Annotated in this window: 18 protein-coding genes and 1 pseudogene; 6 read left to right on the forward strand and 13 right to left on the reverse strand. The window is 71.4% G+C overall.

Features of this window, described 5'->3' with window-relative positions; genetic code table 11:
• Positions 1-168: 168 nt before the first annotated feature.
• Positions 169-618, forward strand: coding sequence for a cell division protein SepF (sepF, locus tag AB0C46_RS36605; RefSeq protein ID WP_362833376.1), 450 nt, complete (start codon positions 169-171; stop codon positions 616-618).
• A 105-nt stretch (positions 619-723) separates the two neighbouring features.
• Here sepF and AB0C46_RS36610 read toward each other — a convergent pair whose 3' ends face one another.
• Positions 724-1929 (reverse strand): acyl-CoA dehydrogenase family protein, encoded by a 1206-nt coding sequence (locus AB0C46_RS36610; RefSeq protein WP_362833377.1) that lies wholly within the window; start codon positions 1927-1929, stop codon positions 724-726.
• Positions 1930-2065: 136 nt separating this feature from the next.
• Positions 2066-3706, reverse strand: a complete 1641-nt coding sequence (locus tag AB0C46_RS36615; protein ID WP_362833378.1) for an MFS transporter — start codon at positions 3704-3706, stop codon at positions 2066-2068.
• A 212-nt stretch (positions 3707-3918) separates the two neighbouring features.
• Between AB0C46_RS36615 and AB0C46_RS36620 the strand changes: the two genes are divergently transcribed.
• Both AB0C46_RS36620 and AB0C46_RS36625 read left to right on the forward strand, forming a co-directional pair.
• Positions 3919-5112 (forward strand): hypothetical protein, encoded by a 1194-nt coding sequence (locus tag AB0C46_RS36620; protein WP_362833379.1) that lies wholly within the window; start codon positions 3919-3921, stop codon positions 5110-5112.
• 280 nt (positions 5113-5392) lie between these two features.
• Entirely contained in the window at positions 5393-6433 is a 1041-nt protein-coding gene (locus AB0C46_RS36625) for a phosphatase PAP2 family protein (RefSeq protein ID WP_362833381.1), read from the forward strand.
• Positions 6434-6538: 105 nt separating this feature from the next.
• Here AB0C46_RS36625 and AB0C46_RS36630 read toward each other — a convergent pair whose 3' ends face one another.
• Complete coding sequence (locus tag AB0C46_RS36630) at positions 6539-6751, reverse strand: I78 family peptidase inhibitor (protein ID WP_362833382.1); 213 nt, start codon at positions 6749-6751, stop codon at positions 6539-6541.
• Positions 6752-7260: 509 nt separating this feature from the next.
• Here AB0C46_RS36630 and ctaD point away from each other — a divergent pair.
• Complete coding sequence (gene ctaD / locus AB0C46_RS36635; RefSeq protein ID WP_362833384.1) at positions 7261-8940, forward strand: cytochrome c oxidase subunit I; 1680 nt, start codon at positions 7261-7263, stop codon at positions 8938-8940.
• On the opposite strand, the gene AB0C46_RS36640 is transcribed toward ctaD, so the two are convergent.
• The 5 genes and pseudogenes from AB0C46_RS36640 to AB0C46_RS36660 all read right to left on the reverse strand — a co-directional run bounded on the left by AB0C46_RS36640 (position 8831) and on the right by AB0C46_RS36660 (position 13288).
• Complete coding sequence (locus tag AB0C46_RS36640; protein ID WP_362833385.1) at positions 8831-9865, reverse strand: YafY family protein; 1035 nt, start codon at positions 9863-9865, stop codon at positions 8831-8833. The genes ctaD and AB0C46_RS36640 overlap by 110 nt on opposite strands.
• A 72-nt stretch (positions 9866-9937) precedes the next feature.
• On the reverse strand, positions 9938-10912 hold the full coding sequence (locus AB0C46_RS36645; RefSeq protein ID WP_362833386.1) for a hypothetical protein: 975 nt from the start codon (positions 10910-10912) through the stop codon (positions 9938-9940).
• Entirely contained in the window at positions 10909-12168 is a 1260-nt protein-coding gene (locus AB0C46_RS36650) for a glycosyltransferase family 4 protein (RefSeq protein ID WP_362833387.1), read from the reverse strand. The genes AB0C46_RS36645 and AB0C46_RS36650 overlap by 4 nt, the downstream gene beginning before the upstream one ends.
• Before the next feature lie 246 nt (positions 12169-12414).
• Positions 12415-12510, reverse strand: a pseudogene (locus AB0C46_RS36655) (SAM-dependent methyltransferase); the annotation flags it as partial.
• Positions 12511-12718: 208 nt separating this feature from the next.
• Positions 12719-13288: a transglycosylase family protein gene (locus AB0C46_RS36660; RefSeq protein ID WP_362833388.1), complete on the reverse strand. Its 570-nt coding sequence runs from the start codon at positions 13286-13288 to the stop codon at positions 12719-12721.
• 284 nt (positions 13289-13572) lie between these two features.
• On the opposite strand from AB0C46_RS36660, the gene AB0C46_RS36665 reads away from it, so the two are divergent.
• A complete protein-coding gene (locus AB0C46_RS36665) occupies positions 13573-14382 on the forward strand; it encodes a hypothetical protein (protein ID WP_362833389.1) in 810 nt (269 codons plus the stop codon).
• A gap of 118 nt (positions 14383-14500) precedes the next feature.
• Positions 14501-14839 (forward strand): hypothetical protein, encoded by a 339-nt coding sequence (locus tag AB0C46_RS36670; RefSeq protein WP_362833390.1) that lies wholly within the window; start codon positions 14501-14503, stop codon positions 14837-14839.
• A 30-nt stretch (positions 14840-14869) separates the two neighbouring features.
• On the opposite strand, the gene der is transcribed toward AB0C46_RS36670, so the two are convergent.
• The 5 genes from der to aroH form a co-directional block, all read right to left on the reverse strand.
• Positions 14870-16330, reverse strand: coding sequence for a ribosome biogenesis GTPase Der (der, locus tag AB0C46_RS36675; RefSeq protein ID WP_362833391.1), 1461 nt, complete (start codon positions 16328-16330; stop codon positions 14870-14872).
• A gap of 69 nt (positions 16331-16399) precedes the next feature.
• The gene (locus AB0C46_RS36680) at positions 16400-17056 is read right to left on the reverse strand and encodes a lysophospholipid acyltransferase family protein (protein ID WP_362833393.1); all 657 of its coding nucleotides are present in this window, start codon (positions 17054-17056) and stop codon (positions 16400-16402) included.
• Positions 17053-17787 (reverse strand): (d)CMP kinase, encoded by a 735-nt coding sequence (gene cmk, locus AB0C46_RS36685; protein ID WP_362833395.1) that lies wholly within the window; start codon positions 17785-17787, stop codon positions 17053-17055. Before cmk ends, AB0C46_RS36680 begins: the two co-directional genes overlap by 4 nt.
• A gap of 86 nt (positions 17788-17873) precedes the next feature.
• Positions 17874-18959 carry a prephenate dehydrogenase gene (locus AB0C46_RS36690; RefSeq protein ID WP_362833396.1) on the reverse strand — a complete coding sequence of 362 codons (1086 nt, stop codon included), beginning with the start codon at positions 18957-18959 and terminating at the stop codon, positions 17874-17876.
• Positions 18956-19318 (reverse strand): chorismate mutase, encoded by a 363-nt coding sequence (gene aroH, locus AB0C46_RS36695; protein WP_362833398.1) that lies wholly within the window; start codon positions 19316-19318, stop codon positions 18956-18958. Before aroH ends, AB0C46_RS36690 begins: the two co-directional genes overlap by 4 nt.
• Positions 19319-19911 lie beyond the last annotated feature (593 nt).

Here is a 19911-nt window from a genome sequence, read left to right on the forward strand (position 1 = left end):
CGTACTGTCAGTTTCGTTACGGGGCGCGTAGGCTGATGCTGCGCCACCCTCTTTGCACCAGATGTGTCACGAACCCCCCGTGCGGCGGCTATCCACTTGGCACACCCTCCGCCTCATGAACGACGATAGGGGCGGACACGCAGAGACCGCGGGTGAGAGGAGGCGTCAATGGGATCGGTGCGCAAGGCGAGTGCCTGGCTTGGCCTCGTCGACGACAGTGATGACGAGCGCTACTACGACGACGACTACGCCGAGGGACCCGATGCCGGTGACTCGGGCGACAGCCCCTGGGTCACCGACCCCCGGGTCCGAGTGGCCGACGAGACCGCCCAGGACCAGGGCACCCGCATCGCCACGGTCACCCCGGAAAGCTTCCGGGACGCCCGTGGCATCGGCGAGCTGTTCCGGGACGGCGTCCCGGTCATCGTCAATCTGACGTCCATGGAGCCCTCCGACGCCAAGCGGGTGGTGGACTTCGCGGCCGGCCTGACCTTCGGTCTGCGCGGTTCGATCGAGCGGGTCGCCACCCGCGTGTTCCTGCTGACCCCCGCCGACTACAAGGTGGTCAGCGGTGAGGCCCGTGGCCACCGCAACGGCGGTTTCTTCAACCAGAGTTGAGCACGACCCGCGTGTGTCCGGCCGGGGGTCCGGGGGCCCGCGGCGAAAGCCACCGGCGGACCGGCCCCCGGGCGGTGCAGCGTCCCGCTCAGCGGGCGAGGCCGCTCACCGGAAGGCGTCCAGACCGGTGAGCGCCTTGCCCAGCACCAGCTGGTGCATCTCGACGGTGCCCTCGTAGGTGAGCACCGATTCGAGGTTGGTCGCATGCCGCATGACGGGGTACTCCAGCGAGATCCCGTTGGCACCGAGAATCGTCCGGGCCGTACGGCAGATCTCGATCGCCTCCCGTACGTTGTTCAGCTTGCCGAAGCTGATCTGCTCGGGGCGCAGCCGCCCCGCGTCCATCCGCTGCCCCAGATGGTGGGCCAGCAGGATCCCCTTGTGCAGTTCGACCGCCATGTCGGCGAGCTTGGCCTGGGTGAGCTGGAAGCCGCCGATCGGCCTACCGAACTGCTCCCGTGTCTTCGCGTAGTCCAGCGCCGCCTCGAAACTGGCGCGCGCGGCCCCCATGGAGCCCCAGACGATGCCGTAGCGGGCGTGGCTGAGACAGCCGAGCGGGCCGCGCAGTCCGGTGGCCTCGGGGAGTACGGCGTCGGCGGGCAGACGTACCTCGTCGAGGACGAGCTCGCTGGTGACGGACGCCCGCAGCGACCACTTGTGCTTGATCTCGGGGGCCGAGAAGCCGGGGGTGCCGGCCGGGACGAGGAAGCCGCGGATGCCGTCGTCCGTCCGGGCCCAGACGACCGCGACACCGGCCACCGAGCCATTGGTGATCCACATCTTGCGCCCGGTGAGCACCCAGTCTCCCCCGTCGCGCTTGGCGTGGGTCCGCATCGCGGCGGGGTCGGAGCCATGGTCGGGCTCGGTCAGCCCGAAGCAGCCGATGATCTCGCCGGCCGCCATCCGCGGCAGCCACTGCTGCTTCTGCTCCTCGGAGCCGAAGCGCCAGATCGCGTACATGGCGAGGGAGCCCTGGACGGAGACCAGCGAGCGGATCCCGGAGTCGGCGGCCTCCAGCTCCAGACAGGCCAGGCCGTACTGAACGGCGGAGGCGCCCGCGCAGCCGTAGCCGGTCAGGGACATCCCGAGCGCGCCGAGGGAACCGAGCTCACGGGCGAGCTCGTGGATGCCGGGCAGTTCGCCGCGCTCGTACCAGTCGGCGATCTGCGGCAGCACGCGGTCGGCGGCCCACCGGCGGACGGTGTCCCGGACGGCACGGTCCTCGTCGGTCAGCAGATCGTCGAGGCCCAGGGGGTCGCCGGGTTCGAACGGCGGGACCGTCGAGGACTCCGAGGACGGCTGTGCGGACATGGCGGGCCTCCGGCGGATCAGCGCGAAAAACTAGCAGTGGTAGTTATTTGCGCTGTCGACGGTACGGCCCGCGATGCCGCGCGGCAAGGGTCATCGCCGCGCGGCGGGGCGGGCCGCAGGTGAGGAGAGCCGGGGGTCAGCGGCCGGAGCTCGCCGGGGCGGGCTCGCTGCTGCCGCGGCCGGCGCCGTCCGGGGCAGGCTCCCCGTCCGCCTCCGCCCGCTCGGTGGAGTCCGCCGCCCGGCGCGGCAGCCGCAGCGCGATCCCCGCGCCGACCAGCAGCAGCACGGCACTGGCGACGAGGGTGATGTGCAGCCCGCGGACGAAGGAGTCCCGGGCGGCCTCCCGCAGTGCGGCACGGGCGGCCGGGCCCAGGCCGGCGGCGACCTTGTAGGCCTCGCCGAGGGAGTGCGCCGCGGAGGCGGAGGCCCGCGCGGGGACGCCGTCGACGTGGTTCAGACCCGGCGCGTAGGCGGCGTTCATGACGCTGCCGAGCAGTGCCACACCGATACCGGCGCCGAGCTGGTAGGAGGTCTCCCCGATCGCGGCGGCACCGCCGGACTGCTCGGCGGGAGCCTCGCTGAGCATCGACTCGTAGGCACCGAACAGCGTGGACTGGAAGCCGAAGCCGAGCAGTACAAAGCCCAGCGACAGCAGCCAGGGGCTGTCCTGACTGCTCATCGCGGTCAGACAGAGCACCGCGACGGCGGTCAGCACGAAGCCGAGGGAGACCATCGCCCGCGGCCCGAGGGCCTGCAGCATCTTCGAGCCGGTGAGGCCGGCGGCCATCGCGGCGAAGACCAGCGGCAGCATCCGCAGCCCGGTCTGCAGAGGGCTCAGTCCGAGCACCAGTTGGAGGTACTGAACGGCGATCAGCTGCAGACCCACCAGGGCGAGCATGGCCAGCACGATGCAGCCGACGGAGGTGCCGAACCCGGGCGCGGCGAACAGCCGCACATCGATCAGCGGGTGCTTGCGGCGGCGCTGGCGGCGGACGAAGAGGATCAGCAGCAGGGCGCCCAGGACGATGGGCAGCAGCGTGGTCGGGCCGACCACGGCCGCACCGCTGCCGATCCGCTTGACGCCGAGGACGATCCCCAGCACACCGAGCGCCGCGACGATCGCACCGATCACGTCCCAGGGGCCGTTGCGCTCACCGCGCGACTCCGGCAGCAGCCATCGCCCTATCAGCAGCATCGCGGCCATCATCGGGATGTTGATGAGGAAGACCGAGCCCCACCAGAAGTTCTCGACGAGGAAACCGCCGAGGACCGGGCCGACCGCGGCACCGACCGCGGCCACCGCACTCCACACGCCGATGGCGACCGCGCGCTCACGCCGGTCGGGAAAGACCTGCCGCAGGATCGACAGCGTGGCCGGCATGATCATGGCGCCGCCGATGCCGAGCAGGGCACGGGCCACCATCAGGATCTGCGGATTGGGCGCCAGCGCGGCGGCGGCCGAGGCCAGGCCGAAGAGGCCGTAGCCGAGCAGGAGGATGCGGCGGCGGCCGACGCGGTCGCCGAGGGTGCCGAAGAGGATCAGCAGCGAGGCCGCGATCAGCGGATAGACATCGACGATCCAGAGGAGCTCCACCGGTCCCGGCCGCAGGTCCTCGGTGACCGAGGGCACGGCGACGTACAGGATCGTGGTGTCCAGTGCGACGAAAAGCAGGCTGACGCAGAGCACGATCAGCACGGTCCAGCGGTTCGCACCGCCGCCTGAAAGCCGGGGAACACCAGCCGTCCGTCCACTGCCGGACGCGGTCGTCCCGGACATGCAGCACCTCCAGTCATGCTCTCGCGGCCACGGAACAGGGCGCGAAAACGCCCCGGGCGAACCGGCGGCACGGGCGAGTTGAAGACGTCAGACTACGCGAGTCCCCGAGAGTGCCGCGTGGCTCACCTCACGATGAGACGCTCATCGCAGCGTTGCGCGTTCCCCCACCCACCGTCGGCAGTCGTTCTTCGGCCACCTGGATAATCGTCCCGATGAACGATCTTGCCTCCGCCGCCGTTCCCGGCCGGACCCGGTGCGACGGACCCGTCGTACGGGCCGCGCTGCGCCGGGCCGTGCCCGCGCTGCTGGCGTATGCGGCGATCCGGGCACTGGGCGTCATCGCCCTCGCCCTCTGGTCGGCGGCCGACGGCAAGAGCTGGCACACGCTGCTGACCGCCCGCTGGGACGCGCTCTGGTACACCCGGGTCGCCGAGCAGGGCTACGGCTACACCGTCGCGCTGCCCAGCGGCGATGTGCACTCCAACCTGGCCTTCTTCCCGCTGCTGCCCTGGCTGGAGCGCGGCCTGTCGGCACTCTCACCGCTGTCGCCCGCCGACGCGGGGATGGCGGTGGCCTGGCTGACCTCGCTGGGTGCGGCCTGGGCGCTGTACGCGACCGGCGAGCGGCTGCACGGGCCGCGGGCCGGGGTCGCGCTGGCGGCGCTGTGGGCCGCGCTGCCGGTCGGGATCGTGCAGTCGATGGCGTACTCGGAGTCGCTGTTCACCGCACTCGCGGCCTGGGGTCTGTACGCCGTGCTGACCGGGCGCTGGGTGTGGGCGGGGGTACTGACCTCGCTGGCCGGGCTGACCCGGCCGGTGGGTGCGGCGGTGGTGGCGGCCGTGTGGATCACCGCGGCGGTGACGCTGTGGCGGGAGCGGGCCGGCGGGGCGGGGCTGCGTGCGGGGCTGCGCCGGCACCCGGGAATGCTGCCCGGCGTGCTGCTCGCCCCGCTCGGCTGGTGCGGCTTCTTCTGGTGGGTGGGCGCGCGGCAGGGCTCGTTCACCGGCTATCTGGAGGTCCAGGAGGGCTGGGGAAACGGCTTCGACGGGGGCATCGCGTTCGGCTCCTTCGTCTGGCAGCAGCTGTCGGGGCCCGCGTTCGCGGCCGGACTGGGCCTGGCCGTCGGCGTCGGGCTGGTGATCTGGCTCTACGTCCGCGGGGTGCGGCAGGGGCAGCCGCTGCCGCTGGCGGTCTACGGCGGGACTGTGCTGCTGCTCGCGCTGACCGCCAAGGGCTACTTCGGGTCCAAGCCACGGCTGATGCTGCCGGCCTATCCGCTGCTGCTGCCCCTGGCGGTGGGGCTCGCGCGGTCGCGACCGGTGTGGTCCTGGCTGGCCCTCGGACTGCTGGCGGCGGGCTCCGCGGCCTACGGGGCGTTCTGGCTGAACGGCTCGGGCCCCCCGTGACGGCACTCAGTGTGATCACTTCGTGCCGCTCCGTGAGCGCCGCTGCGAGGAAACGTCACACAACCCGCGAGCGAATAGCCGATAAACTCCGGAGGGGAAAAGCAGATAAGGCGCTCATGGTGCCGACACGCGCACGCCGGGAAGGGATTGAGAATCACCGGGAATTCCGTTCCAAATCCCTGCGGTGAAGCCCCGTTTGAGACACATTCCACATCACATCGTCATTACAAAGCGCACAGTTTGACCAAGCAGCTACATCACACGCGGTAACGTCGATTGAGTGCGTACCGATGACAAGCTCGACCAGATGGAGGAGCAGCGCCCGACCGATCGCGTCCGACCACCCCGCATGACCCGGACCCGCCTGTGGCTGCTCTGGGGAACGCTGGCGGTGTATCTCGCGATCGTGGTCGGGGTGCTGGCCACCTCCTGGCTGGTCACGCTCGACTGGCAAGTCATGTTCTTCAGGCCCTACAAGCAGTGGCCTGAGATCCATGCCTTCCTCGACTACTTCGTTGTACTGGGCCAGCGCGGACCGACCGCGGTGGCGGTGGCCGCCTGGCTGGGCTGGCGCTGCTGGCGTCAGCGCAACCTCCACCCCCTGCTGGTGCTCGGCGCCTCACTGCTGCTGCTGAACGTCACCGTGGGCGCCGCCAAGCTCGGCATGGGCCGGCTCGGCCCGCACTACGCGACCGTGGTCGGCGCCCACGAGATGGGGCTCGGCGGCGACATATTCCCGTCGGGTCACACCGCGAACGCCGTGGTCACCTGGGGTGTGCTGGCCTACCTGGCGACCACCTCGCTGCGCCGCCGCACGCTGTCGGTGATCGCCGCGCTGGGCGCGCTGGGTGTCGGCATGACCACCGTCTACCTCGGTACGCACTGGGTCAGCGATGTGCTGCTCGGCTGGGCCGCGGGGCTGTTGGTGCTGCTGGCGATGCCCTGGCTGGAGCCGGGGATCACCTGGTTCGAGGACCGTCTCATGGGCATCCTGCTGCGGCTGTGGCTGCGGCTGCGCCCCGATTCGCTGCGTGGCCCGCTGCCGGTCGGCTCGCCGGCGCCGGGAGTGTCCCGGCAGCGCATCGCCTCCGACGGCGAGGTGCTCGTACGCGAGACGATCGCCGCCGGTACGGGCGGCCGCTCCGCCTCCGGGCACACCCCGGACGGCTGGTCGCACCACCCGTCACGCCCGTATTCCATCCGCTCGGAGCGCACTCCGGCCACCCCGGCGGGCAGCCGGCGGCCGCCGCACGCGGACCGCGTTCCGCGCACCACACCGATGAGCCCGACGTCCGGGCGCGGCCGCACCGGAAGCGGCTGACCGCCCCACCAGCCGCGGGGCCGGTACGCACACACCCCCAACCCCGCAGCGAAGGCCCCGGCCGCTCCTGGGAGCGGCCGGGGCCTTCGTCGTCGGCAGCGGTGCTCAGCCCTGCCAGGTGCGGTGCACCTCGCCGTCCTTGACCTCGAAGTTGAGCCGGCCGGCCAGGTACTCCATCGTGATCATCGCGCCCGGCGGCAGCGAGCGGACGGTGGTCCAGCCCCGCTCTCTCGCCTGTTCCTCGGCGTCCTGCTGGGCGAGGCCGACATACGCCTCGATGTCGTCCTGAGGGTTGTCCGGGAGGTTCAGTGCGTCCATGACAGCCACCGTAAGCGTCCGCGGCGGTGCGTGGAAGGCCCGCCCTCGCACACCTCGGTGACCTCCGGGTCCGGCATTGGTCACACTTGTGTCACAGCACATGTTCCGGCGTTTGCCGGAACTTCCGTCACCCATACGCGCCGCGTGACCGCGCAACCGGGTGGAAAATCTATCGGCCGGAATTCCGCCTTGATCGAACACGGAACGGACGCAGTCCATCCGGTCAACGCGACGCGCCGTCCGAAAACAATCCCCTGTCAGTTCGGGATTTCCTTTACCCGGCGGCCTTTATCGGCCGTCCGGAAATTGGCCAACGAGACACACTCCACACACATTTTCCGCACATCGCCCATCGCCCCGCTTACCGGACCCGCGCCCTCCCCGGACCCGCCGTCCACCGCCCCGCCGGATCCCACCGGAACGGCCCGGAGCGCCCTCTCGCACTGCGTCCCACGCGCGAGCATCATGACCCGGGCCCCAGTCCACGTTCGACGAACGAGGTGCAGCGGATGGTTACGGACACCGACCGGGCGAACATCCGGCCCCCCAGGGCGCGGCGCCGCGGCTCGGTGCTGGTGGACTGGCTTACGACCACCGACCACAAGAAGATCGGGCACCTCTACCTGATCACCGCGTTCGGGTTCTTCCTGGTGGGCGGCGTCCTGGCGATGGTGATGCGCGCCGAACTGGCCCGTCCCGGGCTGCAGATCATCGACGCGGAGCAGTTCAACCAGGCGGTGACCATGCACGGCACGATCATGCTGCTGCTGTTCGCCACCCCCGCGTTCGCCGGTTTCGCGAACGAGATCATGCCCTTGCAGATCGGCTCGCCCGATGTGGCCTTCCCGCGGCTGAACATGCTCTCGTACTGGCTCTTCCTCTTCGGCGGCCTGATCGTGCTGGGCAGCTTCCTGACGCCCTTCGGCGGCCCGGCCTTCGGGTGGACGGCCTACGCCCCGCTGAACTCGATGGTCCGCTCCCCCGGCATCGGCGCCGATATGTGGATCATGGGCCTGGCGCTCGCCGGATTCGGCACCATTCTCGGTGCCGTCAACTTCATCACCACGATCATCGTGCTGCGGGCGCCCGGCATGACGATGTTCCGGATGCCGGTGTTCACCTGGAACATCCTCTTCACGTCGATCCTGGTGCTGATGGCCTTCCCCGTGCTGGCGGCCGCGCTGCTGGTGCTGGAGGCGGACCGGCAGTTCGGGGCGGTCGTCTTCGACGCGCGATGGGGCGGGGCGCTGCTGTGGCAGCACCTGTTCTGGTTCTTCGGCCATCCCGAGGTCTACATCATCGCGCTGCCGTTCTTCGGCATCATCACGGAGATCATCCCGGTCTTCTCCCGCAAGCCGATCTTCGGCTACGTCATGCTGATCGGCGCGACGATGGCCATCACGGCCCTGTCGGTGATGGTCTGGGCGCACCATATGTTCGTGACCGGGGCGGTGCTGCTGCCCTTCTTCTCCATCATGTCGTTCCTGATCGCGGCGCCGACCGGGGTGAAGTTCTTCAACTGGATCGGCACCATGTGGCGCGGCTCGGTGTCGTTCGAGACGCCGATGCTCTGGTCGATCGGGTTCCTGGTGAGCTTTCTGTTCGGCGGGCTGACCGGCGTCATCCTGGCCTCACCACCGCTGGACTTCCACGTCACCGACTCGTACTTCGTCGTCGGCCACTTCCACTACGTCGTCTTCGGGACGGTCGTCTTCGCCACCTACGCGGGCTTCTACTTCTGGTGGCCGAAATTCACCGGCAAGATGCTCGACGAACGTCTGGGAAAGATCCATTTCTGGACGCTGTTCGTCGGTTTTCACACCACCTTCCTCGTCCAGCACTGGCTGGGGGTGGAGGGCATGCCACGGCGGTACGCCGACTATCTGGCCGCCGACGGCTTCACGGCCCTGAACACCTTCTCCACCGTCGGCTCCTTCCTGCTCGGCCTGTCCACGCTGCCCTTCCTCTACAACGTCTGGAAAACCACCCACTACGGCACCAGGATCACGAGGGACGACCCCTGGGGCTTCGGCCGGTCCCTGGAGTGGGCGACCTCCTCACCGCCGCCCCGGCACAACTTCACGACCCTTCCGAAGATCCGCTCCGAGTCCCCCGCGTTCGATCTGCACCACCCGGAGGTGGGGAAGCAGCCGGTGCCGGTGCCAGCGCCCGGGCAAGCCGGTCCCTGACCTCCCGGACCTGATCGACCAGCTCCGGCGGCTCACGGACCTCGAAGTCGAAGCCCGTCAGCACGATGTGGAGCACCATCAGTTCGAGACTGTGCGCCCCGGTTCGCAGCAGACAGTGCTGCTCGTCGACCGCTTCGAGCACTCCGGCGGCCGGGCTGAGGCGCTCCGCGGCCCGCTCCAGCGAGGCATGCAGCAGCACGGTGGCCTGCCGCGCGTAGACGCGGGTGGAGATGCCCTGGGAGACATACGCGGCGAGGTCCTCGGCCGGGGGCGTACGGGGCGTGAAGCGCGGCCCGTGCGGCGGCGTGGGGGTGATGCGGTCGGCACGGAAGGTGCGCCAGTCCGCGCGGTCCACATCCCAGGCGACGAGGTACCAGTGGCGCCGGGCGCAGACCAGGCGGTGCGGTTCCACGGTGCGGCGGGAGACCGTGCCGTCATGGGTGGTGTAGTCGAAGCGGAACCGCTGGCCGTCCCGGCAGGCGTGCGCCAGCTCGGTGAGGGTGTGCGGATCGACCCGGGGGCCGCCCGCGTCGAGTATCGGCACGGTGAAGGCGGTCAGCGCACCGACCCGGCGCCGCAGCCGGTGCGGCAGCACCTGCTCCAGCTTCGCCAGCGCCCGTACGGAGGCCTCCTCGATGCCGTCGACACCGCCGGCCGCGGCGGTACGCAGCCCGACCGCGACCGCCACCGCCTCGTCGTCGTCCAGCAGCAGCGGCGGGAGTTCGGCGCCCGCGCCGAGGCGGTAGCCGCCGGCCGTCCCGGGCGCGGAGTGGACGGGATAGCCCAGCTCGCGCAGCCGGTCGATGTCCCGGCGCACCGTGCGCGGGGTGACATCGAGCCGGCCGGCGAGCTCCGCGCCGGACCACTCCCGGTGAGCCTGCAGCAGGGAGAGCAGACGAAGCAGACGTGCCGAGGTCTCCAACATGGCCCGAGTCTCGCAGCCCTTGCGGACAGGCACGGTCCTCGATACGGGACCGGGCCCGCGGGCGGCGCTCCGTCAGCTCTCGCCCGGCCCGGCGACCCGTAGGGCCAGGTCGTTGTCGAGCGTGTAATACGGGCCGATCCTGAGCTCCCCCGCAGCGGCCGGCACCGGCAGCGCCGGGTAGCTGAACACCTGCTTCTTGTCGGCGACATCGTCCAGGAGGCGGGCGATACGCACCGGCCGGGCGCCCTCGGCGGGGCACAGCCACAGGTCCCATGGCTCGTTGCCCTGCTCCCAGCGGCCGGCCAGCTCCTCGTAGGGCAGCGTGAAGGTGAACTCCGCACCCTTGATGGTCAGCGGGGCAGTGACGGGGGCCGGTGCCGCGTCCGGGGACGCCGGGGTACGGCGCGCACGGGCCTCCGCACGGGCACCGGCGCCCGGGACGGCACCGTAGAGCCGGCCGGAGACCGTCATGCCGTCGGGCCCGACAAGGATGTCACCGGCTTCGGCGTGCGGGCCGCGCAGCCAGCTGCGCAGAGCCAGATTGCCGAACTTCGTCGCGTACGGGATGCGCACACCGAGCCGGCCGATGCCCGCCAGCGGCCGGCGGTCCACCAGCGACCGCAGATCGTGGACGCCGGGCAGCAGGCGCCGGGGGTCCCCGTCGCCGAGGTCGGCATAGGCGTTCCAGCGGCCCTCGGCGAGCGCCACGGTGCTGGGCAGTACGGCGCGCAGCCGCCCGGCACCGTTCGGCCCGAGCGGCAGCCGCACCTCGTCGTCCGCGCCGTCGCCGCCCCGCAGCCGCAGTACCAGCGCCGCGCTCCAGGTGGTGGGGGTGTCCTCAGGGGCGTTCAGGTCGAAGGTGAGACCGCCCGCGGAGTCCGCGATGCAGTCGGCCCGCAGCTCCACCGGCGCCGCCCCGCCGCCCCGCTCGCCCGGCCGCTCGGGGCCCTCGGGTCCCGTGCTCGCCGGAACCTTGGGTTCCTGATCGATGGCAGAGGACTCCTTCGTCTTGTGTCCGGTCACGGTCAACTGGCTCGACGCCGTCATACCGTCCGCACCCCTCTCAGCGCGGCGCGGGCCGCATCCTTGGTGGCGTATGCGCCGCTGAGCAGGGCTCCGCGGGCACGATGCAGGCTGCTGTGCCATCGGCTGCCGCGCCTGCGGGTGAGCAGCTCCCCGAAGAGCGCCTCATAGCGCCCGGCGACCGTGGCGGGGTCAAAGCGCGCCGACGAGGCCAGCGCGGCCACGCCCATCCGCTTGCGGGCGGCATCGTCGTTGATCAGGCTCAGCAGCGAGCCGGCCAGCGCCTCCGGATTGCCGACCGGCACCAGCTGGCCGTCCACCCCGTCGTCGATGATCTCGCCCGGCCCGTGCGGGCAGTTGGTGGCGACGACCGGCAGACCACAGCGCATGGCCTCGACGATGGTCATCCCGAACGACTCCAGGCTGGAGGAGACCGCGGCGATCGAGCCCTTGGCCCACTCGGGCTCCAGAGGATTGGCCGGGCCCATCAGGAAGACGTGGTTGTACAGACCCAGTTCGTCTATCAGGGCGCGCAGCGTGGCCTTCTCGGCGCCGCCGCCGTAGATCCGCAGCCGCCAGTCGGGGCGCTCCGCGGCGACCTGGGTGAAGGCCCGGATGAGGACGTCGTAGCGCTTGACGCGGGCGAGCCGGCCCGCCGCGACGACCCACTTGCCGCTGCCGTCGGCGGGCGCAAGAGCGGACGCCGGCACACTGTTGGGCACCGCCTCGACGCGCACACCGGGCAGCCGCAGCGTCCGGCGGTAGGCGCGGGCATCGGCCTCGGTGACGGTGGTGACCGCGTCGAGGCGCGGATAGGCGCCGCGCAGCGCCAGCTTGAGCTCCCGGCTGTGGGTGTCCAGGGTGAGGTGCTCCTGGCCTATCCGCACCGGGCCGCGGCGCGCCTGCTTGGCGATGTGCACATTGAGGCCGGGCCGGGTGCCAACCACCACATCCGCCTCCGTCCGGCGCAGATGCTGGGCGATCCGGCGGTCGGTGAGCTCGCTGTACTGGCCGAAGCGGCCCTCGGCGGCGGGGAAGACCTTGGCGGGACGGGCATGCTCGGGGTCCGCGCCGTCGTGGCCCGGGCTGTTCTCCCTGAGGTCCACGAGATGCCGCAGCGCGACCCGCGGGCCCAGGTCGAAGACCGGGTCGTCGCGGTGGCGCAGTACGGACACGATCTCGACGTCATGCCGTTCGGCGAGCGTACGCGCCAGATTGAACGTCGTCCGGATCGTCCCCCCGATGCCGTAGGCATTATGAATCAGGAATGAGATGTGCATCCGTCCCCGTGTCCCCTGGTCTTCCGGTCGTGCCTGGTCTCCCCGTGGACCACTTCGCGCTCCCCTCCTGATGGCGCGAGGCGGCCCCCTGCACTAGGGAAGGACCGCGAAACGGGGCTCCTGGTTGGGCCTTTCGCCAAGTTGTTCCGAAAGAGTTAGTCCATCGGTAACCGGGTCATGGAACCCTTAGGCCACAAATCCCCTCCGCCCCCCCGATCCGGGACGGGCCGGGCACGTCGCCTCCGGTCAGCCGGCGGTCTTCTCCCAGAGCGAGGCATGCCGACGGCTCTCGCTGGTGAACGGCGCCCGCGTCCACCCTTCCCAGCGGTTGCGCAGCCGCAGCCGCTTCCAAGGGCCGCTGGCTGCTGATGCTGCTCCTGATGTCCGACGTGGGGGACGCCGACGCGCCCACCCGATCCGCGCCGGGTCCCATCTGGACGTCGCCGCGCTCCTCGACGCCGAGGGCGAGGCCCCTCACCGCGGGTTCGGGTGTCAGCCGCCGGCCCGTGGGGCAGCACCACACGCACCCTGTAACTGGGGGTGTCTCCCCCTACGGAAGCCGCAGCCTGGTGCCGATCGACAGCCGGTCGGGGTTCCGGCCGATGGCCGTCCGGTTGGCCTTGTAGAGCGCCTGCCAGCCGCCCTTCACCCGGTACTTGCGCGCGATCTCGCCGAGCGTCTCCCCGCGCCGTACGGCATGGGTCCGGCTCTTGGCGGTCAGCCCGTAGCGCCGGGCGCACTCGGGCCAGGCGCCCCAGCCCTGGGCGGCCTGGACCTTCTTCGCGATCTCGATCTGTTCGTCACGGGAGGCGAGGTCGGCGCGCCGCGCGAAGGCGAGGCCGCCGAACGCCTCCCAGGTGGGCTGGTGGAACTGGAGCCCGCCGTAGAAGGAGTTGCCGGTGTTGATGTGCCAGTCACCGCTGCTCTCGCACTCGGCGAGGCAGCCCCAGGGCCACTGGTCACCGGCGCAGGTGTATGAGGCCTTGCCGCCGTCACCGCCGCCGTCCGGCCCGTCGGCGGCGGCGCCCCCGGGCAGGCCCAGGACCAGGGCAGCGGCCGCCGCGGTGAGCAGCCCGACGGATCCCACGAAGCGCCGTGGCGCCGAAGAGTTGTCCGACATAGCCGGTGACGGTAAGCAGCCCTCGGGCGCTGACCAGCGTGCCACGCCCTCAGCGCCCCGGTCCCACCCGGTCCGGCGTACGGAACGCCGCCGACTGCGCCACGTTATGCGCAAGAGTTGGCGTTAAGTGACCGCTTCTGGGACAGCTTTCCTTGGTTTTCCGCTGTGCGGCGATTGGTTCGATTCTGTTCCCGTCCTCGCGTGACTCCTGCCGCAGGTCACCCGTTGTCCTTGTACGAGCCGGGAGACCACCCGGCAGACGCACAGAGATCGAGGAGCCACCCGTGCCGCGCATGCTCGACGTCAGCGACGACGTTCGCGCCGAGATCGGCGACGAAGAAGCCGACCGCCTGCTGGCCGGTGGCGACGCCCCCGGCAGCTATGACTGCACCTCCTGCCGGACCCCCGGAGACAGTGACCAGGAGCGCACCAGCACCGTCCTGTTCGTGGGCGAGGAGACCGCGGTGCTCGCGTTCGCCCATGCCACCTGCATCCCCTCGCAGGTCGTCCCGGTGTCGGAGGAGCAGCTCCAGGGAGCCGTGCGCTCCATCACCGGAGAGGACGCCGCCCCCCGCACCCCCGGATCGGAGCCGTCCCCGGGCGTCCCGGTGCCCACCACTCCCCGCCAGGCGACCCTCGGGATCACCTGTGGTCTGGTGCTCGTCGAGGCCGACCTGCGCCCGGCCCTGGTGGTCGAGCCCGACGGCCCGATCGCCCGTCCCGGCTCGGTCGGCCCGGACGACGACTTCCTTCCGCTGCTGCTGGAGCAGGGCTTCCACCCGGTGACGGACATGAACCAGCTCCCCGGCCCGAACCCGGGCTGGTCCGCGCTGCTGGCCATGGGCAAGCTGCACGCCGTCCTGCAGCCGGGCAGCTCCGGCCAGCAGTCCGCCTGGTGGCAGGCCCACCAGCCGCTGGCCGTCTCCGACGGCTGGCGCGCCGCGGCCAACAAGGCGCAGTCCGTGGTGCTGTACGCCGCGCCCGCGGGCACCATCGGCCACCAGCCCCGCGAGGACCTGATGCGACAGGCGCTGGAGGACGCCGCGGCGAAGGGCGCCCTGGTCGCCGCGGAGATCCCGCTGGCCGGTACCTGACAGTCCACCGGACCCGATCGCGGGGGCAGGACCGCCAATCCGGACGGTCATGACCCCGCGATCAGCCATTTCCGCAGGAAAGCCGCATCCCGCGGCCACCAGGGTCGTTGGCACATACGTGCACGCATACGACCCCTCCTCCCGCGCCCAGTACACCCACCCGATCCCCGGCATGCGCCCGTCGCACGAACACGGGACGACGCACACCACGGACCATGGGTCGGCCACGCCGATCTATGACGCGCTGTACGCCGAGTGGCGCCGCAGCTTCCGGGCCCTGCCCGGGGACCGTACGGACGAGCCGGAGCTCCCGGAGTCGCTGCGCGGGAGCTGGAGCCGTACCCCGGGCTCCGCGGGCCACTGGGAGGTCGTGAGCCGGCAGCCCTACCACCCCCGGGGGCATGTCCCGGCGGCGCTGCCACCGGCACAGCGGGACGCCCGGCCGCACGGACGCTGATCGTCCGCACGGCCCGGGAAGGAACCGCCGCTACTTCTTCTTGCTGCGCTTCTCGCGCACCCGCACGGAGATGTGGATCGGCGTCCCGTCGAAGCTGAACTCCTCCCGCAGCCGGCGCTCGACGAAGCGGCGGTAGCCGGCCTCCAGGAAGCCGGAGGCGAAGAGGACAAAGCGCGGCGGCTTGGTGCCCGCCTGGGTGCCGAAGAGGATGCGGGGCTGCTTGCCGCCGCGGATCGGGTGCGGGTGGGAGGCGACGATCTCACCGAGGAAGGCGTTCAGCCGCCCGGTGGGGATACGGCTCTCCCAGCCGGCCAGCGCGGTCTCGATCGCCGGAACCAGCTTCTCCATGTGCCGGCCGGTGCGCGCCGAGACGTTCACCCGCATCGCCCACGGGATCTGCACGAGGTCCCGCTCGATCTCCCGCTCCAGGTAGAAGCGGCGCTCCTCGTCGAGGGTGTCCCACTTGTTGTAGGCGATGACCAGGGCGCGTCCGGCCTCCACGGCCATCGTGATGATGCGCTGGTCCTGGACGCTGATGGACTCGGACGCGTCGATCAGGACGACGGCGACCTCGGCCTTCTCGACGGCCGCCGCGGTGCGCAGCGAGGCGTAGTAGTCGGCGCCTTCCTGGAGGTGCACCCGGCGGCGGATACCGGCGGTGTCCACGAACTTCCAGGTCTTGCCGCCCAGTTCGATCATTTCGTCGACCGGGTCACGGGTGGTGCCGGCCTGCTCGTTGACGACCACCCGCTCCTCGCCGGCGACCTTGTTCAGCAGCGACGACTTGCCGACGTTCGGACGGCCGATCAGCGCGATCCGGCGGGGGCCGCCGAGGGCCGTGCCGAAGGTCTGCGCGGGGGCCTCGGGCAGGGCGTCCAGCGCGGCGTCGAGCATGTCGCCGGTGCCCCGGCCGTGCAGCGCGGAGACCGGGTGCGGCTCGCCGAGGCCCAGCGACCACAGCATCGCGGCGTCGGCCTCGCCCGACGGGCCGTCGACCTTGTTGGCGACCAGGACCACGGGCTTGCCGGCCCGGCGCAGCAGCTTGACGACGGCCTCGTCGGTGTCGGTCGCGCCGACCTTGGCGTCGACGACGAAGACGACCGCGTCCGCGGCCTCGATGGCGAACTCGGCCTGCAGCGCCACGGAAGCGTCGATACCGAGGACGTCCTGCTCCCAGCCGCCGGTGTCGACGACCTTGAAGCGGCGGCCGTTCCAGTCGGCCTCGTAGGTGACGCGGTCGCGGGTGACGCCCGGCTTGTCCTCGACGACCGCTTCCCGGCGGCCGATGATGCGGTTCACCAGGGTCGACTTGCCGACATTGGGGCGGCCGATGACGGCGAGGACGGGCAGCGGGCCGTGGCCGGCCGCGGCGATGTCGCCCCCGACCTCCTCGAGGTCGAAGCCCTCCTCCGCGGCGAGCTCCATGAACTCCGCGTACTCGGCGTCGCCAAGCGCACCGTGCTCGTCGCCGGTAGGGATCTGGTCGTTCATGAAGTCCGTTCCTCGTTCATCATCGTGATCGGTGGGCCGCTCGTCCGCGCCCCACTACTCAAGTCTGGTTCAGCGCCCGGTCAGGCGCCTGGCCTCTGCCAGGTGGGCGGTCAGCCGCTCCTGGATCCGTACGGTCGCCTCGTCGAGCGCCTTACGGGTGCGCCGCCCGCTGCCGTCGCCCGCCTCGAAGGCGTCGCCGAAGACGACATCGACACGGGACCGCAGCGGCGGCACGGCCGGGGTCAGCCGGCTGTGCCGCTCCGTGCTGCCGAGCACCGCCACCGGCACGACCGGGGCCCCGGAGCGCACCGCGAAGTACGCCAGGCCCGCCCGCAGGGAGGCGAAGTCGCCCTCGCCGCGGGTGCCTTCCGGGAAGATCCCCAGCACGCCGCCCTGCGCCAGCACCCCGAGGGCTTCGGTGATCGCCTTGCGGTCGGCGGTGTCGCGGTCCACCTTCAGCTGCCCGATGCCCCGAAGGAACGGGTCCAGCGGGCCGACGAAGGCTTCCTTCTTGATCAGGAAGTGCACCGGCCGGGGCGCGGTGCCCATCAGCATCGGGCCGTCGATACCGTGCGAGTGGTTGACGGCGAGGATCACCGGGCCGGCGGACGGCACCCGCCAGGCGCCCAGCACCCGCGGCCGCCACAGCCCGTACATCAGGCCGATGCCGATCCGCCGGCCGACCGCGGCACCCGCCGCGCTCGGCGCACTGCCGCTGTCGGTCACCGGGCGACCCGCCCCGCCTTTTCGGCGCCGGCGCCCTCGATGAGGGTGACCACGCACTCGATGACCTGGTCCAGCGTCAGCTCGGTGGTGTCCACCTCGACGGCGTCGTCCGCCTTGGCCAGCGGGGAGGTCTTCCGGCCGGAGTCGGCGGCGTCCCGCTTGACCAGCGCCTCGCGGGTGGCGGCCAGGTCGGCGGCCTCCTTGCCCTTGAGCTCGCCGCTGCGGCGGGCCGCCCGCGCCTCGGGAGAGGCGGTGAGGAAGACCTTGAGGTCGGCGTCGGGCAGGACGGTGATGCCGATGTCCCGGCCCTCGACGACGATGCCGTGCGGCGCCTCGGCGGCGATGCTGCGCTGCAGGTCGGTGATCAGGGTCCGCACCTCGGGAACGGCGCTGACCGCGCTGACCGCGGCGGTGACCTCCTGGGTGCGGATCGGGCCCGCGGCGTCCAGGCCGTCGACCGAGATGGTCGGGGCGGCCGGGTCGGTGCCGGAGACGATCACGGGCTTGGCGGCGGCGTCGGCCACCGCGGTCGCGTCATTGACGTCGATCCCGTTGGTCAGCATCCACCAGGTGATCGCACGGTACTGGGCGCCGGTGTCGAGGTAGCCGAGGCCGAGCTTGGCGGCGACGGCCTTGGACGTGCTGGACTTGCCCGTGCCTGCGGGGCCGTCGATGGCGACAATCACTGCTGCCGGGGCGGTCCGAGCGGCGGTTTCCACGGTGACGAACACCTTTCTTGTACACGGGGCGGGGGTCCAAGGGCCATAAGGGCCTCGGACAAGGTTACTGGCTCACCCGCACGGTGCCGTCCACGGTGTCACTGCCGGATGGACCAGCCCCGCTCCCGCAGCTCCGCGGTCAGCACCGGCACCGCCTGTGGCTCGACCATGAGCTGGATGAAGCCCGCCTGCTGACCGGTGGCGTGCTCGATGCGGACGTCCTCGATATTGACCCCGGCCCGGCCGGCGTCGGCGAAGATCCGGGCCAGCTCACCGGGCTGGTCACCGATGTAGACGGCGACGATCTCGTACGTGGCCGGTGCGGCGCCGTGCTTGCCGGGCACCCGCTCCCGGCCGGCGTTACCGCGGCGGAGCACGTCCTCGATACCGCTGACGCCGCCGCCGCGCTTCTCCTCGTCGGCGGACTCCAGGGCGCGCAGGGACCGTACGGTCTCGTCCAGGTCGGCGGCGATCTCGGCCAGGACATCGGCGACCGGGCCCGGATTGGCCGACAGGATGTCGATCCACATCGCGGGCTCGGAGGCTGCGATCCGCGTCACATCCCGGATGCCCTGCCCGCAGAGGCGTACGGCGGTGTCGTCGGCGCCCTTGAGGCGGGCGGCGACGAGGCTGGAGAGCAGCTGCGGGGTGTGCGAGACGAGGGCGACGGCGCGGTCGTGCGCATCCGCGTCCATCACCACCGGGACGGCCCGGCACAGCGCGACCAGCTCCAGGGCGAGGTTGAGCACCTCGGTGTCGCCGTCGCGGGTCGGGGTGAGCACCCAGGGACGGCCCTCGAAGAGATCGGCGGTGGCGGCCAGCGGGCCGGAGCGCTCCTTGCCCGCCATCGGGTGGGTGCCGAGGTAGCCGGACAGATCGCGGCCCATCGTCTCCAGCTCACGGCGCGGGCCGCCCTTGACGCTGGCGACGTCGATGTAGGCGCGGGCCACCCCGCGCTGCATCGCGTCCGCCAGCGCCGTCGCGACATGGGCCGGCGGCACGGCCACGATGGCCAGATCGACCGGCCCCGGGGGCGCCTCGGCGGTGCCCGCGCCGAGCGCGGCGGCCGTCAGGGCCTGGGCCTGATCGTGGTCCTCCAGGAACACCTGGACGCCCCGCGCATGGAGCGCGAGCGCGGCCGAGGTGCCGATCAGGCCCGTTCCGATGACGAGTGCGGTCCTCACTGCGCGATGTCCTTCCGCAGCGACCCGGCCGCGCCGAGGTAGACATGGGCGATCCCGGCCTTGGACAGATCGGTCTCGACATGGGCGAGCACCCGCACCACACGCTCCATGGCGCCGGTGATGTCCAGCTCCTGCGCACAGATCAGCGGGACGTCCGTGATGCCCAGGGCGCGCGCGGCGGCGGCCGGGAAGTCGCTGTGCAGATCGGGGGTGGCGGTGAACCACACACTGATCAGGTCGTCCGCACGCAGGTCGTTGCGCTCCAGGATGGCGGTGAGCAGCTCGCCGACCTGCTCCTGCATGTGCCCCGCGTCGTCCCGCTCCAGCTGGACGGCCCCGCGGACCGCTCGTACCGCCACGTCACTGCTCCCCTGCGTTATGTGCCGCGTCACGCACCTGTGCGCGCACTGATCAGCGTAACCAGCCGCACGGACAATCCGTACGGCGGCGGGAGGGCCGGCAGCACGGGTGCGGCCCTCCGGCGCGCGCCGCCACCGCCCGTGCACCGACGGTGGCCCGGCCTTCGTCCGGCCGGGACCGGCCTCCAAAACCTGGTGACATTCACCCTCCCCGCCATTGGCTGCCATCCCACGTTTTCGGCTGTCCCGCCGTGGGTGTTGCTCGCCGTTGCGCCTGCGGCGGGCGGTGCCGCTGCGCGGGGCTGTCGGGTGCCGGTGACGGGCCTCCGGGGCAGGGGTGTGGGACTGCTTCGCTTTACGTCCCACACCCCTACCCCTCCGGCCCGTCCCCTCCCATGGGTGGAAAGGGGAAAGGTTGGTTGGGGGCGAGCGTTCAGGGGCCGGTTTCCCCCTGATTCACACGGCGCACCGGACCACTGACGTGCCACACCCACCGGCCTTTCCCCATCCCCCAACGGGAGGGGACGGGCCGGAGGGGGCTGGTGTGTGGACGTAAAGCGAAGCAGTCCACACCCCTGCCCCGGAGGCCCGTC

It is taken from the genome of Streptomyces sp. NPDC048637, from assembly GCF_040650675.1.
Taxonomy (GTDB): Bacteria; Actinomycetota; Actinomycetes; order Streptomycetales; family Streptomycetaceae; genus Streptomyces.